The organism is Caldicoprobacter faecalis, from assembly GCF_900115765.1.
In the GTDB taxonomy this organism is placed as follows: domain Bacteria; phylum Bacillota; class Clostridia; order Caldicoprobacterales; family Caldicoprobacteraceae; genus Caldicoprobacter; species Caldicoprobacter oshimai.
Window position 1 is genome coordinate 39,135 of record NZ_FOXR01000011.1, and the last position, 25,773, is coordinate 64,907.

Consider the following 25,773-nt stretch of genomic DNA (forward strand, 5'->3'; position numbering starts at 1 on the left):
ATCTTGGGTCGAACTCTTCAGCCAATTCCCCGGGGATCAATGGCTTTTGTATGTCTACTGTCTGTCCCAGCTTTCATCACAGCGTTTTATAAGCTTTATTGATGCCCATTCAGGGCCTTATGACAGCATACTATATATTGGTGTTTTAATTTTAACACACACAACTAATTGTGTACACAGCCGCTAAAGTTGGTTTTTTAGGTATTTTATGCCTATAGCTGTAAATAGCTCGGGTAAGTTTGCTTTTTTTAAAAATAGCGCAAATTTTTATCAACACTATTACGCGATTCATGATACCCTGATAATTAAAATGGAAACGTTACTAAAATGGCCAACACTTCAAAAAGCACCGTTTCAAGGTACCTCAACGGAGGAAGCGTAAGGCCATCCATCCACTGCCAAGCGGTAGTAGCCTGTTTTATTAGCTGAGATGGCTGTGAAAACCAACCTCTTCACAGTTTTATAAACTTATGCTATTATAGGAAAGAAATAAGCGTCGGTTCAGGAGGTTACATGCTATGGCTGGACATTCAAAATGGGCAAACATCAAGCACAAAAAGGAAAAGACTGATGCGCAAAAGGGCAAGTTATTTACCAAGCTTGGAAGAGAGATTGCCGTAGCTGTCAAAGAGGGAGGCAGCAATCCCGATACAAACCCCAGGTTAAGGGATGCCATTGCCAAAGCTAAAGCGGCCAACATGCCTAGCGAAAACATCATGAGGACCATAAAGAAGGCCGCTGGAGAGTTGGAGATGGTAAATTATGAGGAAGTCACCTATGAAGGATATGGCCCAAATGGTGTGGCCATAATTGTTGAAGCCTTGACGGATAACAGAAACAGAACGGCCAGCGATATCCGTCACATATTTGAACGCCACGGGGGAAACCTGGGAGCTGCTGGATGTGTAGCTTGGATGTTTGACCGAAAGGGTGTGCTGGTCATAGAAAAGAACGAGAACATAAATGAAGAGGAGCTCATGATGCATGCTTTGGAAGCCGGGGCAGAGGATATATCCGACGAGGGAGACGTATTTGAAATCATCACAGCGCCATCAGATTTCTCCGATGTGAGGGAACATCTCGAAAAGGCGGGATATTCGTTTGTAACCGCTGAGATAGCCATGATCCCCCAGAACTACGTGGAGCTCAACGAGGAGGCTAGTAGCAAGGTGATGAGTCTCATTGAAAAGTTGGAAGATCATGATGACGTACAAAACGTATTTACCAATCTGAAGATGGAATAATAAATGATTATTGCAATTTGTAATATGAATTGGTGGTTAAGTTTTGAGTTATACAAGGTGATAAAGTGATTAATTATACTTGACCTGCCATCCCCTCAATGGCAGGCGTGACAAAGCCCGACAGCTTCTAGCAACGCCACCGCCATGGGCCCCAATCTACGGGGCCTATGTATAATAAGTGTTAAAAATGGGAACACTATAATCCAAATCCATATTTTGGAGGGATTATAGTGTACATCAGCCGAAAGAGCGTTTTTGTGGGTGTGGTGGCGTTGATGATATTGGGAATGGTAATGGGTTATTCTTATACCCTTTTAACAGAGATGTTTGAGGAGGAAGAGCGCATTGCTGACGAGAGGGCACAGGTAAACAAAGCAGGTGCTCTGTCGGATTCCTTTGAACCTCTGGCAACGGTCAAACAACCCCAGACCACATCGCAGGAGACTACCTTTATTTTTGAGAGGATGTATAAGCTTTGTGGTCATAATTCAATTACGTATAGGTCCGCAATGGCGGAAGAGGTGGGACTTTCAAGAGAACAGATTGAGAGCGTACATTCTTCGTGGGCTATAAAAGAGTTTTCGCCATCAATTGTGTGGTTATACGGAGAAGTCGATGGTTACTGTCCCAATCATTATATCATAAAGGAGAAGGATGGTTGCATAGCGATTTACCGACCTCTTGAAAATGGTCAGGGCGTTTATCTGGTGTACCAGACGAACATCGACACGGCGTTTCTGAGCGCCGATGTTCAAGAGCGTATAAAGGAAGGGTGGGTAGTGGATTCCCTGGAACAGGTGGAGCAGTTGATGGAAAGCTGGGACAGCTGAATGCTTTTTCATGTAACGGCAATATCTTGCTGGAATAATGATATTTTAGCAGGGGCCTTTGTATGATTTGTATGATTGGTTTGCCTACCTTTTCCTAACTGAAAACTTAATTTGATTTGTGGGATGTTTGTTTGAGAAAACAACGCTTGAGTATGCAAATCTCGCTTTCTGTCATTTTTGCCTCAGAGTCGTGCTGCGAGGTCAATGTGACTTGATTTTTGTAGCTTAATTTACAACTTAACTTTAGGCAAATTTCGTTTTTAGCAGCAAAATGGATTTTTACAGTAGAATCAAATTAATTTTAAAAGAAGGGGTAAGCAATATGGGGGATGTTGTAGAGGAGAAGAAGGATGAGGGAATAACCGCGAGAATAGGATATACAGGCGATAAAGGAAAGGCAAGGGATGCAAAGAGCGTCATAGAAAGGATAAAAAACGCAAAAACCGTTGTGGTAAAGGTGGGCACCTCCACCATTACTCACCACAATGGCACTATAAACCTGCTGGTGGTTGAAAAGCTGGTCCGTGCCTTGTCGGACCTGAAAAACGAGAACAAGAATGTAGTGCTGGTCACCTCTGGTGCTATAGGCGTCGGATGTTCCAGGATGGGGCTTAAAAAGAAGCCGGAATCGCTGCCGGAGAAGCAGGCCCTGGCTGCCATAGGTCAGGTCAATTTGATGCACGTATATTCAAGGCTGTTCAGCGAGTATGGCCAAATTGCTTCGCAGATCCTGCTTACCAAGGATGTAATAGAGGATGAGGAGAGAAAGCTCAACGCCATTAACACTTTTAATACCCTCTTCAGATATGGAAGCATTCCTATAGTAAATGAGAACGATACAGTAGCCACCGAGGAGATCGAGTTCGGGGACAACGATACGCTGTCGGCGGTGGTGGCAGTGCTTGTGAAGGCAGACCTTTTGATACTGCTTTCGGATATAGATGGATTGTATGACAAAAATCCAAAGCACCATCCCGATGCAAAGCTCATTCCAGTTGTCTACGGCATAACCCGCCAGATTGAGCAGAACTGTCAGAACACCGACAACAGCTTCGGCACCGGCGGGATGATAACAAAGCTGGCTGCTGCCAGGATATGCAACAGCCACGGCATACCCATGGTCATCGCAAACGGGGACAACCCCTACAACATATGCAGGATCATAAACGGAGAGCCTGTGGGGACTATTTTTGTCCCTAACGGAGAGGAGGATTAATAAAATGAGCGAGGTGTTGGAAAAGGCTAAAAAAGCCAAGGCAGCTGCTGCTCAGCTGGCCAAGCTCTCATCCAGCGTTAAGGACAGGGCATTGGAGATGATGGCTCAGGCCCTTGAGGACCAAACCGATTTTCTCATCCAGGCCAATAAACCCGATGTGGAGGCAGCTGTACGGAACGGCAAACCCAAGGCGTTCATTGACCGTCTCACCCTCAACGAAAAGCGCATAAAGGATATGGCCGATGGGCTCAGGGTGGTAAAATCCCTTCCCGATCCGGTGGGAGAGGTAGTGGCCATGTGGAAGCGACCAAATGGTTTGATCATCGGCCAGCGCAGGGTACCGTTGGGCGTTGTAGGAATCATATACGAGTCAAGGCCAAATGTGACGGCCGATGCAGCTGGGCTGTGCCTTAAGGCCGGCAATGCAGTCATACTTCGCGGGGGCTCTGAGGCCATTCAATCCAACAAGGCCATCGTGAAAGTCTTGGCCCAGGCAGCTTATGAAGCTGGCATTCCCGAAGGGGCCATTCAGCTCATCGAGGATACTGATCGGGCCAGTGCACGGCAGCTCATGCGTTTAAACGGATTGGTGGATGTGCTCATTCCCAGGGGCGGTGCCGGGCTTATAAAAGCTGTGGTTGAGGAAGCCACCGTACCCGTCATCGAAACGGGAGTGGGGAACTGCCACGTATATGTGGACGGCGAGTGCGACCAGGACATGGCGGTAAACATCATAGTCAATGCCAAGACGCAGAGGCCGGGGGTTTGCAACGCTGCTGAAACGCTGCTTGTGGATAAGAGGATTGCGGCCGAGTTTTTGCCCAAAGCGGTTAGAGCCTTGCGAGAAAAGGGCGTCGAGATCCGCGGCTGCGAAAAGACACTGGAGATTATTCCCGATGCCGTACCTGCTACTCCGGAGGATTGGGATACCGAATACCTGGACTATATACTGGCTGTCAAGGTGGTGGACGGGGTTGACGAGGCTATACGCCATATCGAGATGCATGGGACGGGACACTCCGAGGCTATCGTCACTTCCAACTATTTTACAGCTCAAAAATTTTTGGAGGAAGTGGATGCTGCTGCTGTTTACGTCAATGCCTCGACGCGCTTTACCGACGGATTCGAGTTTGGCTTTGGAGCGGAGATAGGCATAAGCACGCAAAAGCTGCACGCCCGGGGCCCCATGGGGCTTAAGGAGCTCACCACCATCAAGTACGTCATATACGGCAACGGGCAGATAAGGGAATAATGATTAAAGGGCGCTTAGTTGCGCCCTTTATTTTTGCTGCTCAAGCCACTTGCGTGCTTCTTCAATGGCCTGTGAGACAGCATCAGGTGCAGGACCACCCGGCAGATTCCTGCGGCTTACGCAGTTTTTGAGCGATATAGCGTCATAGATGTCCTGTTCAAATCTGTCAGAGAACTGACGATATTCCTCTAATGTCAATTCCTCCAGCACCTTGCCGTTTTGTATGCAGTAAAGCACCAATTTGCCCACTATGTGGTGGGCGTCGCGGAAAGGAACGCCCTTGGTTACCAGATAATCGGCGGCATCGGTGGCGTTGATAAAACCCCTTGTAGCCTGTTTGAGCATGTTTTCAGAATACACCTTTATGGTCCTGAGCATGCCGGTAAACACCGAAAGACAGCTTTTGACGGTGTCCACCGCGTCGAAGAGGGCCTCCTTGTCTTCCTGCATGTCCTTGTTATAGGCCAGTGGAAGCCCCTTCATCGTCGTAAGCAATGCCACCAGGTTGCCGTATACCCTGCCGGTTTTTCCGCGTATCAGCTCGGCCACATCGGGGTTTTTCTTCTGCGGCATTATGCTGCTTCCCGTGCTGTAAGAGTCGTCCATCTCGATGAACTTGAATTCATCGGTGGACCATAGTATAAGCTCTTCGCAGAACCGGCTCAGATGCATCATTATTATGGCTGCGCAGCTTAAAAATTCCAATACGAAATCCCTGTCGGCAACGGCGTCCATGCTGTTGCGCGATATGCTGGAAAAACCCAGCTGTTGAGCCACGTAATGTCTGTCAAGCGGGTAGGTGGTCCCAGCCAGGGCACCCGACCCCAGAGGCATTACGTCCACCCTTTTCAGTGCATCTTTGAGCCGCTCTATATCGCGACGAAACATCTCGAAGTATGCCATGAGGTGGTGGCCCAGGGTTACCGGCTGAGCTTTTTGAAGATGGGTATACCCCGGCATGATGGTTTCCTTGTACCTATCCGCGAGGGTGAGCAGCTGTTCCTCAAGCGCCAGGAGAAGCTTTATTATCTCATCGATGGCTTCTTTGGTGTACATCCTGGTGTCCAGCGCCACCTGGTCATTGCGGCTTCTGGCCGTGTGCAGCTTTTTCCCAACCTCTCCTATCCTCTCAATGAGCAGCGATTCTATATTCATGTGTATGTCTTCGCTGGTGACGCTGAAAGTCACCCTGCCCTCTTCGATATCCTTCAGTATCTGCTTCAGCCCCTGGCAGATGGCTTCTGCCTCCTGGGGGGATATAATCCCCTGCTTGCCCAGCATTGTGGCATGGGCTATGCTGCCCAGTATGTCCTGCCTGTACAGGCGGTGGTCAAAGTGGATGGAGGAGTGAAAGTCGTCTACCTCCCTGCTGGTCTCCTTTTCAAAGCGTCCGCCCCATAGCTTCATGAGTCAAGACCCTTTCTCTTTTCCCTCAAAAGTGCCTGGACCTTAAGCGGTAGCCCAAACAGGTTGATAAAGCCCTCTGCGTCTTTCTGGTTGTACACGCCGCTGTCATCTCCGAAGGTGGCCAGCTCTTTATCATACAGGGAGTACGGCGATTCAACCCCGGCGGGTATACAATTCCCTTTATACAGCTTGAGCCGTACCCGGCCGGTCACATTTTCCTGGGTGCTGTCCACGAAGGCCGACAACGCCTTTCTTAAAGGAGTGTACCACTTTCCATCGTATACCAGCTCTGCAAACTTGAGCGCTACATGCTGTTTGTAGTGCAAAGTATCACGATCCAGCGTGATGCTCTCGAGTATGCCGTGAGCTGTATAGAGTATGGTACCACCAGGGGTCTCGTATACCCCTCTGGATTTTATGCCTACCAGGCGGTTTTCTACTATATCTACAATCCCTATCCCGTGCTTGGCTCCTATCTCGTTTAGTGTCTGTATAAGCTTTACCCCGTCATACTTGATGCCGTTGACCTTTACTGGAATGCCCTTTTCGAACTCTATCTCCACGTATTCGGGCTCATCAGGGGCCTTATGAGGAGGTGTGCATATGAGATAAACATGGTCTCCAGGCTCATTCCACGGGTCTTCCAGCTCGCCGCCCTCATGGCTGAGATGCCACAGGTTTCGATCCATGCTGTAGGGATGCTCTTTGGTCACCGGCACGGGAATGTTTCGCGCACGGGCGTAATCTATGGCGTCCTCTCGCGATTTTATGTTCCACATTCGCCAGGGTGCTATGATCTTGAGGTGTGGATTTAGTGCTTTGATGGTAAGCTCGAACCTCACCTGGTCATTGCCCTTGCCGGTGGCTCCGTGGGCTACCGCCACAGCGCCTTCCTTTTCGGCTATCTCTACGAGGCGTTTGGCAATTACCGGCCGTGCAAAAGATGTGCCCAGCAAGTACTTGCCATCATATATGGCGCCTGCTTTTAGGGTGGGGAATATGAAGTCTTCTACGAATTCCTTTTTTAGGTCTTCTATATAGACTTTGCTGGCACCGCTCTTGATGGCCTTTTCCCTTAGAGGTTCCAGCTCTTCGCCCTGGCCTACGTCTCCTATCATAGCTATCACTTCATAGTCAAAATTTTCTTTGAGCCAGGGAATTATTATGGATGTATCCAATCCTCCGGAGTAGGCCAGTACCACTTTTTGCTTTTCAGACATGTGCTTCAACCTCCGTTTATTTATTTTTTGTTTTTAATAATTATACATCGAATTGTATAATTATGCAATAACTCATTAGCGTGTGTTTGCTGCCATTCGAATTTTACCTATCGCATTGATACGGGAGAGGATGCTAATCCGACAGTTGTGGTTGACACAGCGCCGAAAAAATCATAATATTACTATAGCGTATTTGATAATGTGTGGCAATAGTGCGCTACAAATATATTTGGAGTGGGTTTATGCTGGTGCTTGGAATAGATCCGGGGATGGCCATCCTGGGCTATGGGCTGGTCAAACAGGATGGCAACTCCTTGAAGGTTATCGATTATGGGGTTGTGAATACGCCATCTGACATGGAGACGCCTCATCGTCTCGTTGCCATCTTTGAGTCGGTATGTAAGCTTATAGATCGCTACGCCCCCCAGGCGGTGGCTGTGGAAGAGCTGTTTTTCAACAAGAACGTTAAGACAGCTCTTGCCATAGGCCATGCCAGAGGGGTGGCCGTGCTGGCTGCTGCCCTCAAGGGCATTGGGGTGTATGAGTATACTCCGCTGCAGGTTAAACAGGCGGTGGTGGGATACGGCAGGGCTTCCAAACAGCAGGTACAGCAGATGGTGCGGATATTGCTTAATTTGCCGTGTGTACCAGAGCCGGATGATGCCGCAGACGCCTTGGCGGTATCGATATGCCACATCCATTCGGTAGCCCTGAAGGATAAAATGGAGAAGGCGGGCTTTTGAGATGGGTTTTTCGATAGGAGAGATGTTATGTTTGCTTATTTGAAGGGTATGCTTGTGGAAGTTGGGCCACAGCACGTGGTGCTGGATGTTCAGGGGGTTGGGTTTTATATAATTGTTCCATCCTCTGTGGTGTCCAAACTGCCTTCCAGGGGAAATGACGTCAAGCTGTATGTACACCTCAACGTTCGTCAGGATGGCATGGAGCTGTACGGTTTTTTAAACCGCGAGGACAAGCTATTGTTTGAGAAGCTAATATCGGTATCGGGTATAGGGCCCAAAGCCGCAATTTCCATGCTCTCGACTTTGTCATCCACTCAGCTGGCCCTGGCAATTGCCACCGGGGATGTAAAGGCTTTGAGCGCTGCCCCGGGTATCGGGAAAAAGACGGCACAGAGAGTCATATTGGAATTGAGGGAAAAGATTGACAAGGAAGTGGTGGAGAGCTCTCCGATGGTGGCCGATGAAGTGGTTGCTGCGCAAGGGATAGAAAAAGAGGCGCTGCAGGCGCTGATGGCATTGGGATATCAGGCGTTTGAGGCGCAGCGCGCTGTGGACCTGGTAAAAGACCAGGCGCAGGATACTGCCACTCTGGTGAAGCTGGCGCTGAAAGCCCTGGATAGAAGATAGGGGTGAATGCATTGGCCGAGCAGGAAAACAGGATCGTGACATCTATAAAGCTTCATGAGGATAGCGAGACCGAGCAGACCTTAAGGCCCAGGACCCTTGATGAATACATAGGGCAGGAAAAGGTGAAGGAGCAGCTTAGAATATTTATACAGGCTGCTTTGAAAAGGGGCGAACCTTTAGATCACGTTTTGCTGTATGGTCCTCCTGGATTGGGCAAGACCACGTTGGCTTCCATAATCGCCAACGAGATGGGGGTGGGCATCCGCATAACCTCCGGCCCGGCCATAGAAAGGCCGGGAGATCTGGCAGCCATACTTACCAACTTAAGCGACGGAGACGTGCTGTTCATAGATGAGATTCACAGGTTGAGCAGGAGCGTTGAGGAAATCCTTTATCCGGCCATGGAGGACTTTGCTCTGGACATCATAATAGGTAAAGGCCCAAGTGCCCGCTCGATACGCCTTGACCTTCCTAAGTTTACGCTGGTAGGAGCTACCACGAGGGCGGGGATGCTGACTTCTCCACTCAGGGACCGTTTTGGGGTGATACACCGCCTGGAGCTTTATACCACCGATGAGCTGACCAGAATAGTCATTCGTTCTGCTGGTATCCTGGGAATTCCGATAGATCCTGAGGGGGCACGGGAGATTGCCGCGCGGTCCCGCGGTACGCCCCGAGTTGCCAATCGACTGCTCAAGCGGGTGAGGGATTTTGCTCAGATCAAGGCCGATGGGGTGATCACACAGGAGGTTGCCAGGAAGGCTCTTGAGCTGCTGGAAGTGGATTCGATAGGCTTGGATGAGGTCGACCGCAAGATTTTAAGGACCATCATTGAAAAGTATAACGGTGGGCCGGTGGGGCTGGATACGCTGGCTGCTTCAACTGGCGAGGAAAGCACCACTATCGAGGACGTGTATGAGCCATTTCTGCTCCAAATGGGCTTTATTGCCCGTACCCCCCGCGGCAGGGTGGTCACGCCCCTTGCCTACCGCCACTTAAAAATTCCTTACCAGGAGCAGCAAAGGATGATATAATGCTGTTCTACAGGTATTGGCTGGTGCCGATAAGGAGTCTTAACCCTTTTGTGGTATAATTATGATTTTAGTGTAAAAAGTCTATTTTGCTGCTCAAAACGAAATCCGTAATTTTGAATCAAAAATTGACCAGCAAGCAAAAATTGCAAGGTGAAGCGTTACTTTATCAGGCTATGCCCAAGCAAATTAAGTTTGCAACAAAGTCAATTATTAATCATTGAAGCTGGAAACAATAAATATAGGAAGTGAAGGTGAGGTAGCAAGTTGAAGGTAGAAGATTTTGATTATTACCTTCCAGAGGAGCTGATAGCCCAATCGCCGACAGAAAAGCGGGATGAGTCCCGCCTGCTGGTCTATCATCGCGATACCGGCAAAATCGAACACAGGATATTTAAGGATATAGTTGAGTATTTGCATAAAGGCGATTGCTTAGTCATCAACGATACACGGGTAATTCCGGCACGGCTTTTGGGCAGGCGAGCCGATACTGGCGGTAAAATCGAGTTCGTGCTTCTTAACCAGATAGACGACAAACGCTGGGAGGTTTTGGTAAAACCTGGCAGGAGAGCGCAGATAGGTTCTGTCTTTGTGTTTGGCGATGGGCTGCTTGAGGCCAGAGTCCTTGATAGGACTCCTGAAGGTGGCCGGGTGGTGGAGTTTCAATATGAGGGCGTCTTCAACGAGATCCTGGATAGGGTGGGGATTGTGCCGCTCCCGCCGTACATTCGAAAGCAAATCGATGACCCCGAGCGCTACCAAACCGTGTATGCCAGGCACCGCGGGTCAGTGGCAGCGCCCACCGCAGGGCTTCATTTTACTATACCTCTGCTTGAGAAGATACAGGCTTCGGGCGTGAATATCGTCAGGATAACCCTTCATGTGGGCTTGGGAACTTTCCGACCCGTAAAGGTTGACAATGTAGAGGAACACCGGATGCACGAGGAGTATTACAGGATCAGCGAGGAGGCCGCACGGGTGATAAACGACACCAAGGTAAGAGGCGGGCGCGTGATCGCAGTAGGGACCACCTCCACAAGGGCCCTTGAATCTTCGGCTGATGACAGCGGAAGAGTACATCCCACAGAAAAGGGTTGTACTGACCTGTTCATATATCCGGGCTATAAGTTTAAGGTGGTGGATGCGCTCATCACCAATTTCCATCTGCCCAAGTCTACCCTGCTTATGCTGGTGAGCGCCATGTGCAGCCGGGAAGAGATACTCAGGGTATACCAGGAGGCTATAAAGGAAAGATACCGTTTCTTCAGCTTTGGCGATGCTATGCTGATACTTTGAAACTGTTTTGTTTTATCAATATGCTTTGACATTGGGTTTGTCATCATTGGATGTGGGGTATAGCCTGTGTTTTTCGTGAAATTGGAGATGCTGGAATTTTTGCAGTGTGAGGTGAAACATGAGCTTTAAGTTTGAGGTTATAAAGGAGTGTTCAAAAACCGGTGCAAGGCTGGGCAGAATATATACCCCTCATGGTAGTTTTGAGACGCCCATCTTTATGCCTGTAGGCACTCAGGCTACGGTGAAGGCTTTAACGCCCAGGGACCTCAAAGAGATAAATGCTCAGATAATATTGGCCAATACTTATCACCTGTATTTGCGGCCGGGGTATGAACTGATCAGGCAGGCCGGTGGCTTGCATAAGTTCATGAACTGGGACAGGCCCATACTTACCGATAGTGGTGGCTTCCAGGTGTTCAGCCTGGCTGATTTAAGGGAGATAACCGATGAGGGGGTGTACTTTCGCTCGCACCTGGATGGTTCAAAGCATTTCATAAGCCCTGAAAAGGCCATAGAGATCGAGAATGCGCTGGGGGCAGATATCATAATGGCTTTTGACGAGTGCGTACCCTATCCTTGCGATTATGAAACCGCGAAAGACGCCGTTGAGAGGACGAGTAGGTGGGCCAGACGCTGCAAGGCCGCTCACCAGCGGGAGGATCAGGCGCTTTTTGGCATCATTCAGGGCAGCGTCTTTCGTGACCTCAGGATGAGAAGCCTTGAACAGCTGCTGGAGCTGGATTTCCCTGGATACGGTATAGGGGGCTTGAGCGTAGGCGAGCCCAAGCCGGTGATGTATGAGATTCTGGAGCACATGATTCCGGCTATGCCAAAGGATAAGCCCAGGTATTTGATGGGAGTGGGTTCGCCCGATTGTTTGATCGAGGGAGTCATAAGAGGGGTGGATATGTTTGACTGCGTGCTTCCCACCAGGACGGCCAGGACGGGCTTGGCCATGACCAGCCGCGGGAAGGTGATGCTGCGCAATGCGCCATATCAACGGGATTTTAGCCCTCTTGATCCCGAGTGTGACTGCTATACCTGCCAAAACTTTTCCCGTGCTTACTTAAGGCACCTGGTAAAGGCGCGCGAGATACTGGCTGCCATATTGATCAGCCTTCACAACGTGAGGTTCTTGATACGGCTTATGGAGGAGATAAGGGAGGCAATAAGGAATGACCGCCTCCTTGAGTACAGGGATAGCTTTTTCGAAAAGTACGGGTATAATAATAAAGAATAAATATACACGGCTTAAAGTAAGGCTGGCTCTTGGAAGTTTTGTTTTTGGCAATACTCAAAAAGAATAAAAAGCAAATTGGCAGGATTTGATTTTTGTGTTATACTTATTCTAAAAGCAGAATTGACTGTTTATAGGGCAAGTGAATAAGAGAAATACAATTTGATTAATATGGATTTTGGAAACAAATGAGAAAATATTTTTAATTCAAGAAAGGAAGGGAAGGATATGCCTCCACAGGAAGCGAGCACCACTGCACTTTTGATTCAATCCTTGCTCCCGTTTGTGATGCTGATAGTAATCTTTTACTTTATGATCATCAGGCCTCAAAGGAAACGGGAAAAAGAGACCAGGGAGATGTTGGCCTCTTTGAAAGTAGGGGACAATGTCACTACCATAGGTGGAATTTGCGGGAAGATAGTGCGCATCCGCGATGACATCATTACCATAGAGGTGGGGCCAGACAAGGTGAAGCTGGTACTCGAGAGATGGGCTATCCGCAGCGTAGACAAGCCAATTTCGGCGGATTAATTGAACTGTTCAGAGGGGTGTTTAGTTTTTCAGGCTTTATCTGTCCTTTGTGAGAGGGTAAAGCCTTTTTATTTTTGTGCCCTTTTGCTTGTCATACTTTGCACCTGCACGGCATAAAAGTAAAGTGAGAAAGCAATGTGAAGGGATGGGGAGAGCAAGATGAGGAGCCTCAAAAAGAATTCCGTGCAGGTCGATAGAAACAGCGTTATATACAGCGGATTGGTGATATTGAAGGCCTCGCTTTTGGCGGTAATAGTAACTCTTGTGGGCTTTCTGATATTTGCCGTGGTGATGAAGCTGGCAAACTTGCAGGAAACCATAATCCCGCCGGTGAATCAGGCTATTCGCATAATAAGCATTGCCTTTGGTGGCGCCGTTGCAGCGCGCAGCAGCCGTACAAGAGGCTGGCTCAAGGGTGCGCTGACAGGGTTTCTGTATATTGTGTGGGCCATCGCGATAAGCGCCATATTCGGAGGTACATACGCTTTTGATACCGTGCTCTTATCGGATGCTTTGTTGGGCATCGTAGTGGGTGCCATTGGAGGCATTATAGGCATAAATCTTGAATAGAACCAAAATACAAAAATGCTTTGTGAAGATTGACAATTGGAGTTGCATTTTATATACTTTTAGTGTAAATACTTGTAATATATACGCTGTTATACAGAAGAAAATATCAAAATAGGGCTGAGATGGTTACCGGCAATTGCGAAGGAGTAGAATTGAAGTGAATCAAAAGGATATTAGGTGGAGACAGAGGTTCGAGAACTTTGAAAGAGCGTATAAACTTCTTTCTTCGGCTATTGCAAATTTTGAAAACCTTAGCTTACTTGAGAAAGAAGGATTAATCCAAAGATTTGAGTATACTTTTGAATTAGCTTGGAAAACATTAAAAGATTATTTAGAATCACAAGGGGTTTTAGCAGGATTTCCAAGAGAGGTTATTAAAGCGGCTTTTCATTATGGATTAATAGAAGATGGGGATATATGGCTGGATATGCTGGAAAAAAGAAATCTTATGGCTCATACTTATGATGAAGAACGTTTTAAATTAGTGGTTGAGAACATCAGAGAAAGCTATTATCCAGCTATATCTCAGGTGTACAGGTGTTTGGGAGACAGGTTATGAGCTTCGGTATTTCAAAGAAAAGTTATGATTATATAATATATGCATTATCTCAGTGCCCAGCAATTGAAAAGGCTGGCATTTTTGGAAGTCGTGCGATGGGGGCCTATAAAAATGGCTCGGATATTGACTTGGTCATTTATGGCATAAATATTACTCCGGAGGTTGTGAACAGGTTAAGTGTGATGTTAAATGAAGAACTACCTGTGCCTTATTATTTCGATATAGTCCATTATGATTCATTAAGAAATGGTTCTTTAAAGAGTCATATTGATAAATATGGAAAGATTTTTTACTACCGTGAAAAAAATTATTCGAGTTCAAAAAACTAAAAAAATAGGTGAAAATTGTATGAATTTGCTGTAAAGGAGGCGTATAAAGTATGAAGCACATCAAGACGTTACATAAGGGAACATTGAAGGACAGTTTGAAAAAGGGCGGTTGCGGGGAATGCCAGGCATCTTGCCAATCTGCCTGCAAGACGTCGTGCACTGTGGCCAATCAAGCCTGCCAAAAGCAATAATTTCGGTCGTGTCGTGTGAACACGTATGAACATTTGTAATAAATTATGGCGTAAGCAGGAAAACAGCAGTGGCCTTTGCTACTGCTGTTTTTTATTGGGCTGTCCGCTGTTTCCGTTATTGACTAGTACAGTAGCCAGATATTATAATGGATAAGTAAGTTTGTTTTTCAAAGGGGGCCAGGGAATGAGAAAGAAAAGCGGTTTAAAGCTATTTTTGATAATCGCATGCATTGCCATACTGTGTTATATTGCGTTAAACGGCCTTGAAATAGGGATATACAGGATTGTCCCCCTTGCGGAAAGGGTGCAGCAAGGCCTGGACCTGAAAGGTGGGCTTTATGTGGTGTATGAGGCCGATATCGCCCCCGGGGATCCAGACAGGGACAGCAAAATAGCAGGTGCCATACGAGTGATGCGCAACCGGCTTGACAAGTCAAACCAGCACGAGGCCACCATTGCACCTCAGGGGACCAACCGCATTGTAGTGGAGATACCGGGTGTGGATAATCCGCAGGAGCTGGCTGATATATTGATGAAGCCCGCTGTGCTGGAGTTTATTGGCCCAGAAGGGGATGTAATAATCACAGGAAAAGACGTCAAAACCGCTAAGCCAGGATATATTACGGGGCAAAAGCCCGTTGTGCACTTTGAACTGCATCCCGAGGGTGCCAAAAAATTTGCCGAGGCTACAGAGAAATACCTTGGGCAAGTGATAAAGATCGTGCTGGATGGCAATCCTATATCGGAGCCTACAGTGGATGAGGTAATTCCAAACGGCCAGGGCGTAATCCATGGCATGAGGGATATAGAGGAGGCCCAAAAGCTGGCTACCTTGATCGAAAGTGGTGCCCTGCCCGTCGAGCTCAAACAGGTGGAAGTGAGGACCATTGGCGCAACGCTGGGAGCCAACGCGCTTGAAAGGGGAATACTGGCAGGCATAGTAGGGCTTTCGCTGGTGTTCTTATTCATGCTGGTTTATTACAGGCTGCCTGGCCTGGTTGCTGATTTGGCCCTTGTGGTGTATACGTTGTTGGTGATGCTGATTACGGTGTTGGCTCGTATTACCATTACGCTTCCGGGAATTGCAGGCATAGTGTTATCGATAGGTATGGCGGTAGACGCCAATGTCATAATATTTGAAAGGATTAAAGAAGAACTTAGGGCTGGCAAGACCTTGAGGGCGGCTCTGGACTCAGGCTTTTCAAAGGCATTCAGCGCTATATTGGATTCCAACGTTACGACCCTTATTGCTGGCGTGGTGCTGCTGTATTTCGGGACAGGCCCGATTCAAGGTTTTGCCAAGACGCTGATGCTGGGCGTAGTGGTGAGCATGTTTACCGCAATAGTTTTTACCAAATATGTCCTGCGGCTCATCATAGACTTGAATGTTCAAAATAAGAAGCTGTATGGTGTATGAGAGGGGAATAACGGAGATGAATATAGATTTCGTTTCAAAATATAAAATATTTGTGGCTATTTCGCTGGTCATTATCATAGCTGGATTGGCTGTGATGATTTTCCAGGGCTTAAACCTGGGGATCGATTTCAAGGGTGGAACCGTGATATACGTGAACATCGGTAAACCCTATTCGCCGGATGATATTCGTAGCATATTGTCATCCCAAGGTATAGAGGCTACTGTGGTCCAGGTGGGCGACAACAAGCAGGACGCCATTATACGCATGAGGTATATGGAAAATCAGGAAGAGATACAGCAGAGATTGATAGATGCCCTAAAGGAAAAGTACGATTTAACCGATGAGAGGTTCAGCGTTGATACGGTGGGGCCCACCATAGGAAAGGACCTTACGCGTAATGCCATTCTGTCCACCGTCATATCGTGGGTGTTTATACTCATATACGTCGGGATACGCTTTGAATTCAAGTCAGGGGTGGCGGCCATCGTCGCTCTGGTACACGACGTGCTTATAATGGTTGCGGCTGCCGCCTTGTTGAGAACCCAGATAAACAGCCCATTTGTGGCAGCTGTGCTTACCATAATAGGTTATTCTATCAATGACACGATAGTCATCTTTGACAGGGTACGCGAGAACCAGAAGAGGTTTGGCAAAAAGCTGTCCATGGCCGAGATAGTCAACAGGAGCATCAACGAATCTCTTACCCGTACCATCAACACCTCTCTCACCACTTTATTTACAGTAACGGCTTTGTATGTGTTCGGGGTTGAATCCATCAAGGAATTTTCGCTACCTATGTTGGTGGGTATCATATCGGGAGTCTATTCTACCATATTCATTGCTGGCCCCCTGTGGGTTGAATGGAGTGAAAGAGCAGAGCGGCGCAGGCTTGCTACAGCAAAATGACGTATTGAAAAGGTGGGCTTGAGGTTGAACATGGTCATGCAATGGTTATAAATGAGCTTCCTTCGGGAAGCTCTTGTTGTTATTTTTATGAATGGTTTTTGACTGTTAGTGAGAGGAAACTCCTTTATTTTTTGGTGGGAGGAGCTGAAATGTCATGCCGCTATACCTTCCGCTGGTGGAGGAGACGCCAGAATGGAAGAGGTGTATAGAGAGAATACAGAGCGGCCTTGGGGTATCCCAGGTCATGGCGAGATTGCTGGTAAACAGGGGTATCACCGATTTGCAGCAGGCTGCTTTGTTTATCAACCCCACGCTGGATGGGCTGCATGACCCCTTTTTGCTGCCCGATATGGCAACAGCTGTAGAACGAATACGAAAGGCTATCGACAGCGGAGAACATATTGCAATATACGGGGATTATGATGTGGATGGAATTACTGCGGCATCTGCTCTGTATCTGTTTTTAAAGGGCAGAGGTGCTGATGTTGAGGTGTATATCCCCGACCGCTATTCAGAAGGGTACGGCATGAATTGCCAGGCTGTTGAGCAGCTTTATGCCCGGGGGACCAAGCTCATCATAACGGTAGATTGCGGCATAACCGCCCTTGAGGAAGTTGAGCTGGCCAGGCAACTGGGTATGGACGTTATAGTGACCGACCATCATCGGTGTTCGGATGACCTGCCCCATGCCTGTGCTGTTGTCAACCCCTCCCGCAGCGACCACTCTTATCCCTTTTGCAATCTGGCGGGGGTGGGCGTGGCCGCCAAGCTGATTCAGGCCCTGGGCGGGATTGAAGCGGTGGAGGAGTATCTTGATTTAATAGCTCTGGGGACGGTGGCCGACGTAGTGCCTTTGCTGGGCGAAAATCGAATACTGGCGGCCAAGGGCATAGAGCGCATAAACACCTCTCCCCGGTTGGGAGTTGAGGCTTTGATCAAAGCCGCTGGGCTGTCTCAGGGCAATATCGATGCATACAGAATAGCTTTTATGCTGGCGCCCAGGCTCAATGCTGCCGGGAGGATGTCAACGGCCTATCTGGGATTTTTGCTGCTCACAGCACAGGATGAAGAGGATGCCATACGCATTGCGCGGCAGCTTAATGAGGAGAACAGCAGGCGCCAGCAGATCGAAAATGCCTTGGTGGAGGAATGCAGGGATAGACTTCTCCAAAGTGGCGACCTCAGCACTGAGTGGATAATTGTACTGGAAGGGGAGGAAGGGGAAGGCTGGCATCCTGGTGTCATAGGCATTGCGGCTTCCAAAATCAGCGAGCAGTTTTATAGGCCATGTATATTGATTTCGCTGCAGGGTGATATCGGCGTAGGCTCTGCGCGGAGCATTGAAGGCTTTAATATGTACGATGCCTTAAAACAGGTGGATGACCTCTTTATTCGGTTCGGAGGTCATGAAATGGCTGCGGGTTTTAGCATTCCCAGGGAGGCCGTTCCGGAGCTAAAACAGCGCCTTTTAAGCTATGCACACCACAACATGGACGATTCATTGCTTATTCCCCGCGACTATCATGACGGCCTGCTGATGCCGCATGATATTACGCTGTCGCTGGTGCAGGAGATAAAACGATTAGAACCCTTTGGCATGGGGAATCCACCACCACAATTCCTGTTTTGCAATGCTGAAGTGGAAAACTGCTGGACCGTTGGGAATGACGGCAAGCATCTTAAGATGTCGGTTTCCACCGGACAGCGACTGTGGGATGCCATCGGATTTGGACTGGGCGACAAAAAGGATTATCTGCTGGGTGGGCGCAAAAAGGTGGACATCATTGCCGCGGTTGAGGAAAACGAGTGGGGCGGCGTGAAAAAAATTCAGTTCAATGTAAAATCCATGCAGGCCGTTTTAAACGATCGTAATGACGTTGAAGCTTTTCTGGAACCGTTTTATTTTAAATTTTTTGATGCTTTTTTGCAAGAAATTATGTATAATAATGATTGCATAAATGGCAAACAATTGAGCAAAGCGGAATGGCCGGCGTTCCAGCAAGTGGGTTGTGAGGAGGCGGTGCGCTGCTTTAAGACGTCAAAGGTGGGCAGCTTAATTTTGGCAAATACCCTGGAAGGAGCACGGTGGGCATTAAGCTTAATGGTTGAAGGGGAAATGTCACATACGGCTTTTGCATACGGATACTTCCACGAGATGTGGGAGACGGGAATGAACGGCATCCTCCTTGCCCCTGTGATCGACAGGGTTTTTTTCAGGCATTACAGGAGGATCTTTTTGCTTGAAGGAGAGCTTCCTCTGTACCCGCGATTGCACCTTATGGAAGGTTTAAGGGAAAGGGTGTACGTCATAAAAGGCTGGAACAGCCAGGAAGTATTATTAAAGGATGTGATCGAGCGGCTGGACGTGGAGAGACCCCACTTTGTGGCACTGTACAAATGGCTGCACTCAAGGCGCCAGGGCCAGAACCTGTGGCCGGGAGTGTCCAAGATGGTGTGGCAGTTCAATCGGGCAACGGGCCAGGATATAAACGAGTTTCAGCTGCGCCTGATGTTGGGCGTATTTAAGGAGCTGGACTTTGTAAGGATAGATAGCCAGCAGTCCTACGTCAAGGTTGAATGCGTACAAAATCCACGCAGCCGCGAGCTTACCGAGAGCGTGCTTTATCAAAAATACAGGGCATGGATTGAAGGGCTGCAATCCCACTGTAAGAAGGAGGAGTAAAGATGGATTTGAAGTCAAAGATCAGGGTGGTACCGGATTTTCCTAAGCCGGGCATAAGCTTTAAGGACATAACCACTTTGCTCAAGGATCGCGAAGCCTATGTCTACACCATAGATTCGCTGGTGGCTTTTTGCAAGGACAAGGGGGCTGAACTTATAGTCGGACCCGAGGCGAGAGGATTTGTGCTGGGAGCGCCGGTGGCGTATGCCCTAAAGGTGGGATTTGTGCCGGTGCGTAAGCCGGGCAAGCTGCCAGCCGAGACTGTCAGATACGAGTACGGCCTGGAGTATGGTTCGGATGTACTGGAGATACACAAGGATGCCATTCAGCCCGGGCAGAAAGTGGTAGTAGTAGATGACCTGCTGGCTACGGGTGGTACTGCTTTGGCGGCTGTCAAGCTTGTCGAGAAGATAGGGGGTATAGTGACGGGTGTGGCGTTTGTCATAGAGCTGTCCTACTTAAATGGCAGAAAGACCCTGGAAGGATATGACGTGTATTCCGTGATTACCTACGATGACTGAGCATAGAGATGAAGAAGCAAAGGGTGGTTGGTGCTGCTGTACCAGCCATTCTTTGTATTTATCTGAACGGGCACTTCCATTGCAGAAAGAAAGGGGGTGGAATAATGAATGGCAATGGGATAGAAGCCAAGGTGGCTGAACTTGAGGCCAAAGCGGAGCAGGCATACGGCAAAGAGGGATTGGAGAAGGTCCGCAAGGCCTATGTTTGTGCCGCAAAGGCACACGAGGGGCAAAAGCGGTCATCGGGCGAGCCATTTATTATCCACCCTGTGGAAGTGGCCCTTATATTGATGGAGCTTGGTTTGGATGTCGATACGGTTGTGGCCGGCATACTGCACGATGTCATAGAGGATACTGGCGTGACCATACAGCAGCTTGAGGAGGAGTTTGGGGCTGATGTAGCAAAGCTGGTGGACGGGGTTACAAAGCTCAGCCGTATAGAGTACAAGAGCAAAGAGGAACAGCAGCTGGAAAGCTTAAGAAAGATGTTTGTGGCCATGGCAAAGGACATAAGGGTTATAATCATCAAGCTTGCCGACCGGCTGCACAACCTGAGGACTCTTGAGTACGTGGATGAGGAAAAGCAGCGCGAAAAGGCTTACGAGACGCTGGAGATTTATGCCCCCCTCGCTCACCGACTGGGGATATTCAAGATAAAGTGGGAGCTGGAAGATATATCCTTGCGCTATATCGATCCTAAGGGATATTATGACCTGGTGGAAAAGGTTGCGGCCAAGAGAAGAGAGAGAGAGGCATACATCCAGGACGTCATTCAAACGCTCAAGAAAAAGCTGGACGAGATGAACATCGAGGCCGAGATAGAAGGGCGTCCCAAGAACTTTTACAGCATTTACCGCAAGATGTACATGCAGCACAAGAGCTTTGAGGAGATTTATGATTTGCTGGCCATACGCGTCATCGTCAACTCGGTGAGGGATTGCTATGCTGTTTTGGGCATAGTTCATACCCTTTGGAAGCCCATACCCGGCCGATTTAAGGATTATATAGCTGTTCCCAAGCCCAACATGTACCAATCGCTTCATACCACCGTCATTGACTCAAGGGGCGAGCTGTTTGAGATACAGATAAGGACCTGGGATATGCACCGCACTGCCGAATACGGGATTGCAGCCCACTGGAAATACAAAGAGGGGCGAAAGATCTCAACCGACCTTGACGAAAAGCTGTCATGGATACGCCAGCTTTTGGAATGGCAGAGCGAGCTTAAGGATTTCAGGGAATTTGTCGAGACCCTAAAGATAGACCTGTTCAGCGATGAGGTGTTCGTCTTCACACCCAAGGGCGATGTCATTGACCTGCCCAAGGGAGCAGGGCCGCTGGACTTTGCGTATGCCATTCACACCGAGATAGGAAACAAGTGCGTGGGTGCCAAGGTAAACGGCAAGCTGGTTCCTTTGGATTATCAGCTTCAAACTGGCGATATAGTGGAGATCATCACCTCTCCTAACAGCCGCGGGCCCAGCCGTGATTGGCTTAAGATAGTCAAGACCACTCAGGCCAAGAACAAGATCAAGCAGTGGTTCAAAAAGGAACGGCGTGAGGAAAACATAGTAAAGGGCAAAGAAATGCTGGAGAAGGAGGCAAAGCGGCAGGGGTATGTCCTGTCGCAGCTCCTTAAAAATGAATGGATTGACCCTATACTGAAAAAGTACGGGTTTCATTCCCTTGACGATATATATGCGGCAGTAGGATATGGGGGGCTTACCACCAGCCAGGTGCTGGTAAGGCTCATCAACGAATACAAGCGGTATCAAAAGGTGACCGCTTCCGAATCAGAGGAGGGGGCAGCTGCAAGGCAGGCAAAGGAAGACAGGCCCAAAAGGCATGCTGACAATGGTATACAGGTGAAGGGTGTCGACAATATCCTAGTGAGGATTGCTAGATGCTGTAATCCTGTGCCGGGTGATAAAATCGTGGGTTATATTACAAGGGGTAGAGGTGTATCGGTGCACAGAACCGATTGCGTAAATCTGGCCAATATTTCTCCTGAAGAAAGGCACCGATTGGTGGAGGTCGACTGGACGGGTGAGGATAAAGCATCGTACAACGCCGAAATACAGATAATAGCGCGGGATAGGCACTCGCTCCTGGCTGATATTACCAGCACGCTTGCCAATATGGATATAGGTTTGACCGCTGTTAACGCCAGGACCAACAGGATGCGGCAAGCCCTTATCAATTTAAGCCTGGAGATAAAAAACACTCAACAGCTTGAAAAAGTGATGAGGCAGCTTAAAAAGGTGCCTGATATACTGGATGTGCACAGGGTGAATGCCTGAGAAGGATTGGTATCGTAACTTTAGGAGCTTGAATTCTTGAATTAAAATTAGAGGCAAAATGGAGTGTGGTTTTGGATGAGAGCTGTTGTTCAACGAGTGAAGCACGCCAGCGTTAAGGTGGATGGAGAGATAGTCGGCTCAATTGAAAAGGGACTGCTGGTCTTTTTGGGTGTGGAAAAGGACGATACCGAAGATGACCTGGCATATATAGTGGACAAGGTGGCGGGCCTGCGGGTGTTTGAGGACGAGAATGGCAAGATGAACCTGTCGGTGCAGGATGTAGGCGGGGCCATACTGGCGGTGTCGCAGTTTACCCTGTACGGCGACTGCAGAAAAGGGCGTAGGCCCAGCTTTACTCAGGCGGCACCTCCCGATATGGCCAAGAGATATTATGACTTATTTGTAGAAAGAATAGGTCAGCTGGGCATCCCTGTAGCCACCGGCATATTTCAGGCGAAGATGGAGGTATTGCTGCTCAACGACGGCCCTGTGACCATACTGCTGGACAGTAAGAGGACTTTTTGATGCGGAAAGGAGAAGCAAACATGAAGGTAATAGCCATGCCGGTGGGGGAGCTAGCTGCCAACTGCTATATAGTGTATTGTGAGAATACCAAAAAGGCCGTCGTTATTGACCCCGGTGCAGAGGGCCAGCGCGTTTTAAACCGCATACAGTATGAGGGGCTTAAAGTGGAGTATATACTGCTTACGCACGGCCATTTTGATCACATAGGGGCTGTAAAGTTTCTCAAGGAGCAATTGGGAGCCACTGTGGCCATTCATTCCGGTGATGCGGAGGCCCTTACCGATGCCAGCATAAACTTGTCAGCATTCATGGGAGAGCATTCGGTACAGGTGCCGCCAGATCTATTGCTCAAAGAGAGAGATGTCCTTACCATTGGCGATATAAAGATGGAGGTGCTCCATACGCCGGGGCATTCGGAGGGTAGCGCGTGTTTCGTGGTGAACAGCCCGGTAAAGGCGGTGTTCACAGGGGATACGCTGTTTCAGGGGTCGATAGGCAGGAGCGATTTCCCTGGCGGCAGTTATGACCAGCTGATCAGCTCCATAAAGGATAAGCTGATGGTACTTGGTGATGATTACACCATTTATCCAGGCCATGGATTGAAGAGCACCATTGGTACTGAAAGGACTGCCAATCCGTTTATAAGGTATTATGTAAAATGATGGCTGCTAAAAGGTATTGTTGAGAATCTGGTAAAGTGTTGTTAAGAATCGTTTGCTATATGAGAGGCCTTAACTTAACTCATTCTTCTGAATCAATCTTGTGTACGTCTATCTTATTGTGAATCTCCGTCGAGAAACCTTGCTTCTTTTGAGTGGATGAAAGGCGTTTTAAAGGCCTTGGTTTGAGCCATGATCAGACTTGTAGGGCTTGACCTGTCCGATTTTACAAGCAAGAGGATGTCGTATAAATCAGACAATGAGTGGAGGGCTGCTGTGATTTGAATGTATATATTCATGTTGCAAGTGGCGGTTTTGAGCACGAGGTATGGGAACTCACTCGGGTGTTTTTCCCCGGCTGGCCGGTCAAGGTGCTGGACGATGTGCCGGCAGAAGGGGATAATTCAGGAGGGAAAGCCGATGGGCATAAGGGTTTGCTCATCGTTGTTGAATATACCTGCTCGGACTTTGAAGTTGTAGCTAAAAGCTACCTGAAAGACGGTAGCGGGAAGGTGCTGTTTGGCAGCCAGCGAAGCCAAAAATTGGATGAAAGCACTAGAAGGTCTTATCTCAAACAAAAGAGGGAGATAAAGAAGGTTTTGTGCCAATGCGTGTATGACGTGCTGTCGGAGTTTACCGGCAAGCATCCGCACTGGGGAATACTCACCGGCGTGCGCCCGCTTAAGGTGGTGCACCACCTGATGGATGATGGATTGAGCGATGAAGAGGTTTTGGGCGTCTTGAAGTCTGAGTACTATGTAAGGGATGACAAGGCCTCGCTGCTGGTTGAGACGGCAAAAAACCAGCGTGATGTGATAAAATCCGCCTCTGCCGACACCGTATCGCTGTATATACACATTCCCTTCTGCACCACCAGATGCCTTTATTGTTCCTTTCCATCGGTTGTGATGGACGGGTGCGGGGGGATGGTGGATGCCTATATAGACTCCCTTGTTGCCGAGCTAGAGAGGGTGGTCTCGGTTTTGCTCCAGAAAGGGGTTGTGATTCAAAGCCTTTATATGGGTGGCGGGACTCCCACTGCCCTTGCCTATCCCCAACTGGAGCGGTTGCTGAGTGCCGTGGACTTGCTGCTGGATGGCCGGCACATAGACGAGTATACGGTGGAGTGCGGCAGGCCCGATACCCTGGACCTTGACAAGCTTTCGTTGCTCAAGGCTTTCGGGGTAAACCGCATAAGCATCAATCCCCAGACCATGAACCAGGAGACGCTTGTTCGGATCGGCCGGAGGCACACAGTGGAGCAGGTGATATCGCGGTTTCACATGGCCAGGTATATTGGATTTGACTGCATAAACATGGACGTCATAGTGGGGCTGCCCGGCGAAGGCGTGCCGCACATGGAAAAAACCATGGAGGCCATTGCGGCTTTGCAGCCCGATAACCTCACCGTCCACACCCTTGCCGTAAAGAGGGCATCCAGGCTCAAGGAATCGCTGGATAAGTACCCCTTAACCTCGGACGATACAGCTGAGAAAATGCTGGAGGTATGCCAGAGATGGGTCAAGGAGATGGGCCTGGTGCCGTATTATCTTTATCGCCAGAAATACATGGTGGGTAACCTTGAAAATGTTGGGTATACTAAGCCTGGCAAGGCGTGCATATACAACATCCAGATGATGGGTGAGAAGCAGACCATATGGGCTTTTGGTGCTGGGGCGGTGAGCAAGGTATACTTTGCCGAAAATGACTGCATACAGCGCGTCCCCAACGTTAAGGATGTGAAGGAGTATATGGAGAGGCTTGACGAGATGGTACAGCGAAAGATGAGGTTTATAGACGACTGTAAAGGAGGTATTGAGAATGACCTATAAAAGGTTTGGAAACACTTACATTATAAGCATTGAAAAGGGGGAGGAGGTGGTCGAATCACTGAAGCGGTTTTGCCAGGAGGAAAACGTTAAGCTGGGATATATCACCGGTATAGGGGCTTCAAACAAATTGGTTATAGGAATCTTTGATACAAAGGAGAAGGTGTATCGTTCCAAGGAGATAACCGGTGAGCACGAGATAACCTCACTCACGGGCAATGTTACCACCATGAATGGCGAGATATATCTTCATATACATGTTACTCTTGCCAATTCCGAATTTAATGCTGTAGGGGGGCATTTGAATTCGGCTGTGGTAAGCGGCGTGTGCGAGGTTTTCGTCCATAAAGTGGAAGGAGAAGTGGATAGGGAGTTTGACCAGGATGTGGGGCTCAACGTATTGAAGCTGTAGAAAACCATAGTTGACAGTACCTTGTCCTTGGCTTTATAATACTTATAACATTATACCCCAACGGCTGTGAAGGGGAGAGTACCTGGATGGATGCATCAGAGAGGGGATGCCGCGGTCCAAATGTTGGTCGTGGGTGGGAGCATCCCTTGCGGAAGTCCCGGGAAGGACACCCTGGAGCCGGTCTGCTGAATGGAAGTAGGCAGATCCGCCCAATCCGGCGTTAAGGGAAGAGTGGGA

25 protein-coding genes and 1 other annotated feature (1 of these 26 cut by a window edge) are annotated in these 25,773 nt (G+C 48.6%); of the genes, 23 read left to right on the forward strand and 2 right to left on the reverse strand.

What is annotated here, in order from left to right; genetic code table 11:
* Window positions 1-518 precede the first annotated feature (518 nt).
* The 4 genes from BM241_RS05960 (at window position 519) to BM241_RS05975 (ending at window position 4,542) form a co-directional block, all read left to right on the forward strand.
* Window positions 519-1,244, forward strand: a complete 726-nt coding sequence (locus BM241_RS05960) for a YebC/PmpR family DNA-binding transcriptional regulator (RefSeq protein WP_025747699.1) — start codon at window positions 519-521, stop codon at window positions 1,242-1,244.
* Window positions 1,245-1,474: 230 nt separating this feature from the next.
* Window positions 1,475-2,074, forward strand: coding sequence for a hypothetical protein (locus tag BM241_RS05965; RefSeq protein ID WP_092282280.1), 600 nt, complete (start codon window positions 1,475-1,477; stop codon window positions 2,072-2,074).
* 322 nt (window positions 2,075-2,396) lie between these two features.
* Window positions 2,397-3,290 (forward strand): glutamate 5-kinase, encoded by an 894-nt coding sequence (gene proB, locus BM241_RS05970; protein ID WP_092282281.1) that lies wholly within the window; start codon window positions 2,397-2,399, stop codon window positions 3,288-3,290.
* A gap of 4 nt (window positions 3,291-3,294) precedes the next feature.
* Window positions 3,295-4,542, forward strand: coding sequence for a glutamate-5-semialdehyde dehydrogenase (locus tag BM241_RS05975; RefSeq protein WP_092282282.1), 1,248 nt, complete (start codon window positions 3,295-3,297; stop codon window positions 4,540-4,542).
* Window positions 4,543-4,569: 27 nt separating this feature from the next.
* Here BM241_RS05975 and argH read toward each other — a convergent pair whose 3' ends face one another.
* Window positions 4,570-5,949 carry an argininosuccinate lyase gene (argH, locus tag BM241_RS05980; protein WP_025747695.1) on the reverse strand — a complete coding sequence of 460 codons (1,380 nt, stop codon included), beginning with the start codon at window positions 5,947-5,949 and terminating at the stop codon, window positions 4,570-4,572.
* Window positions 5,946-7,169, reverse strand: a complete 1,224-nt coding sequence (locus BM241_RS05985) for an argininosuccinate synthase (protein ID WP_025747694.1) — start codon at window positions 7,167-7,169, stop codon at window positions 5,946-5,948. The genes argH and BM241_RS05985 overlap by 4 nt, the downstream gene beginning before the upstream one ends.
* Before the next feature lie 242 nt (window positions 7,170-7,411).
* Here BM241_RS05985 and ruvC point away from each other — a divergent pair, with 242 nt between their 5' ends.
* The 19 genes from ruvC to BM241_RS06080 all read left to right on the forward strand — a co-directional run bounded on the left by ruvC (window position 7,412) and on the right by BM241_RS06080 (window position 25,536).
* Complete coding sequence (gene ruvC / locus BM241_RS05990; protein ID WP_025747693.1) at window positions 7,412-7,912, forward strand: crossover junction endodeoxyribonuclease RuvC; 501 nt, start codon at window positions 7,412-7,414, stop codon at window positions 7,910-7,912.
* A 27-nt stretch (window positions 7,913-7,939) separates the two neighbouring features.
* On the forward strand, window positions 7,940-8,539 hold the full coding sequence (gene ruvA / locus BM241_RS05995) for a Holliday junction branch migration protein RuvA (protein WP_025747692.1): 600 nt from the start codon (window positions 7,940-7,942) through the stop codon (window positions 8,537-8,539).
* A gap of 11 nt (window positions 8,540-8,550) precedes the next feature.
* Window positions 8,551-9,573 (forward strand): Holliday junction branch migration DNA helicase RuvB, encoded by a 1,023-nt coding sequence (ruvB, locus tag BM241_RS06000; RefSeq protein WP_092282283.1) that lies wholly within the window; start codon window positions 8,551-8,553, stop codon window positions 9,571-9,573.
* A 264-nt stretch (window positions 9,574-9,837) separates the two neighbouring features.
* Window positions 9,838-10,866, forward strand: coding sequence for a tRNA preQ1(34) S-adenosylmethionine ribosyltransferase-isomerase QueA (gene queA / locus BM241_RS06005; protein ID WP_025747690.1), 1,029 nt, complete (start codon window positions 9,838-9,840; stop codon window positions 10,864-10,866).
* A 118-nt stretch (window positions 10,867-10,984) separates the two neighbouring features.
* Complete coding sequence (tgt, locus tag BM241_RS06010; protein ID WP_092282284.1) at window positions 10,985-12,106, forward strand: tRNA guanosine(34) transglycosylase Tgt; 1,122 nt, start codon at window positions 10,985-10,987, stop codon at window positions 12,104-12,106.
* Window positions 12,107-12,331: 225 nt separating this feature from the next.
* The gene (gene yajC / locus BM241_RS06015) at window positions 12,332-12,634 is read left to right on the forward strand and encodes a preprotein translocase subunit YajC (RefSeq protein WP_025747688.1); all 303 of its coding nucleotides are present in this window, start codon (window positions 12,332-12,334) and stop codon (window positions 12,632-12,634) included.
* Between the two features lie 159 nt (window positions 12,635-12,793).
* A complete protein-coding gene (locus BM241_RS06020; protein WP_092282285.1) occupies window positions 12,794-13,204 on the forward strand; it encodes a TIGR04086 family membrane protein in 411 nt (136 codons plus the stop codon).
* 157 nt (window positions 13,205-13,361) lie between these two features.
* Window positions 13,362-13,763, forward strand: coding sequence for a nucleotidyltransferase substrate binding protein (locus BM241_RS06025; RefSeq protein WP_025747686.1), 402 nt, complete (start codon window positions 13,362-13,364; stop codon window positions 13,761-13,763).
* Window positions 13,760-14,092 carry a nucleotidyltransferase family protein gene (locus tag BM241_RS06030; RefSeq protein WP_092282286.1) on the forward strand — a complete coding sequence of 111 codons (333 nt, stop codon included), beginning with the start codon at window positions 13,760-13,762 and terminating at the stop codon, window positions 14,090-14,092. Before BM241_RS06025 ends, BM241_RS06030 begins: the two co-directional genes overlap by 4 nt.
* 50 nt (window positions 14,093-14,142) lie before the next feature.
* Complete coding sequence (gene scfA / locus BM241_RS06035; protein WP_084054676.1) at window positions 14,143-14,283, forward strand: six-cysteine ranthipeptide SCIFF; 141 nt, start codon at window positions 14,143-14,145, stop codon at window positions 14,281-14,283.
* Between the two features lie 184 nt (window positions 14,284-14,467).
* On the forward strand, window positions 14,468-15,700 hold the full coding sequence (gene secD / locus BM241_RS06040) for a protein translocase subunit SecD (RefSeq protein ID WP_025747684.1): 1,233 nt from the start codon (window positions 14,468-14,470) through the stop codon (window positions 15,698-15,700).
* A gap of 16 nt (window positions 15,701-15,716) precedes the next feature.
* Complete coding sequence (gene secF / locus BM241_RS06045; RefSeq protein ID WP_092282287.1) at window positions 15,717-16,607, forward strand: protein translocase subunit SecF; 891 nt, start codon at window positions 15,717-15,719, stop codon at window positions 16,605-16,607.
* 154 nt (window positions 16,608-16,761) lie between these two features.
* Window positions 16,762-19,290: a single-stranded-DNA-specific exonuclease RecJ gene (gene recJ / locus BM241_RS06050; RefSeq protein ID WP_092282288.1), complete on the forward strand. Its 2,529-nt coding sequence runs from the start codon at window positions 16,762-16,764 to the stop codon at window positions 19,288-19,290.
* Window positions 19,291-19,292: 2 nt separating this feature from the next.
* Entirely contained in the window at window positions 19,293-19,811 is a 519-nt protein-coding gene (locus tag BM241_RS06055; RefSeq protein WP_025747681.1) for an adenine phosphoribosyltransferase, read from the forward strand.
* A 104-nt stretch (window positions 19,812-19,915) separates the two neighbouring features.
* Complete coding sequence (locus BM241_RS06060) at window positions 19,916-22,111, forward strand: RelA/SpoT family protein (protein WP_092282289.1); 2,196 nt, start codon at window positions 19,916-19,918, stop codon at window positions 22,109-22,111.
* A gap of 75 nt (window positions 22,112-22,186) precedes the next feature.
* Window positions 22,187-22,636 (forward strand): D-aminoacyl-tRNA deacylase, encoded by a 450-nt coding sequence (gene dtd, locus BM241_RS06065; RefSeq protein WP_025747678.1) that lies wholly within the window; start codon window positions 22,187-22,189, stop codon window positions 22,634-22,636.
* Window positions 22,636-23,298, forward strand: coding sequence for an MBL fold metallo-hydrolase (locus tag BM241_RS06070; protein WP_242948282.1), 663 nt, complete (start codon window positions 22,636-22,638; stop codon window positions 23,296-23,298). The genes dtd and BM241_RS06070 overlap by 1 nt, the downstream gene beginning before the upstream one ends.
* A gap of 278 nt (window positions 23,299-23,576) precedes the next feature.
* Window positions 23,577-25,127 carry a coproporphyrinogen dehydrogenase HemZ gene (gene hemZ, locus BM241_RS06075; RefSeq protein ID WP_177206107.1) on the forward strand — a complete coding sequence of 517 codons (1,551 nt, stop codon included), beginning with the start codon at window positions 23,577-23,579 and terminating at the stop codon, window positions 25,125-25,127.
* A complete protein-coding gene (locus BM241_RS06080; protein WP_025747675.1) occupies window positions 25,117-25,536 on the forward strand; it encodes a PPC domain-containing DNA-binding protein in 420 nt (139 codons plus the stop codon). The genes hemZ and BM241_RS06080 overlap by 11 nt, the downstream gene beginning before the upstream one ends.
* A 57-nt stretch (window positions 25,537-25,593) precedes the next feature.
* Window positions 25,594-25,773: a binding site (T-box leader), on the forward strand; it runs 58 nt beyond the window's last position.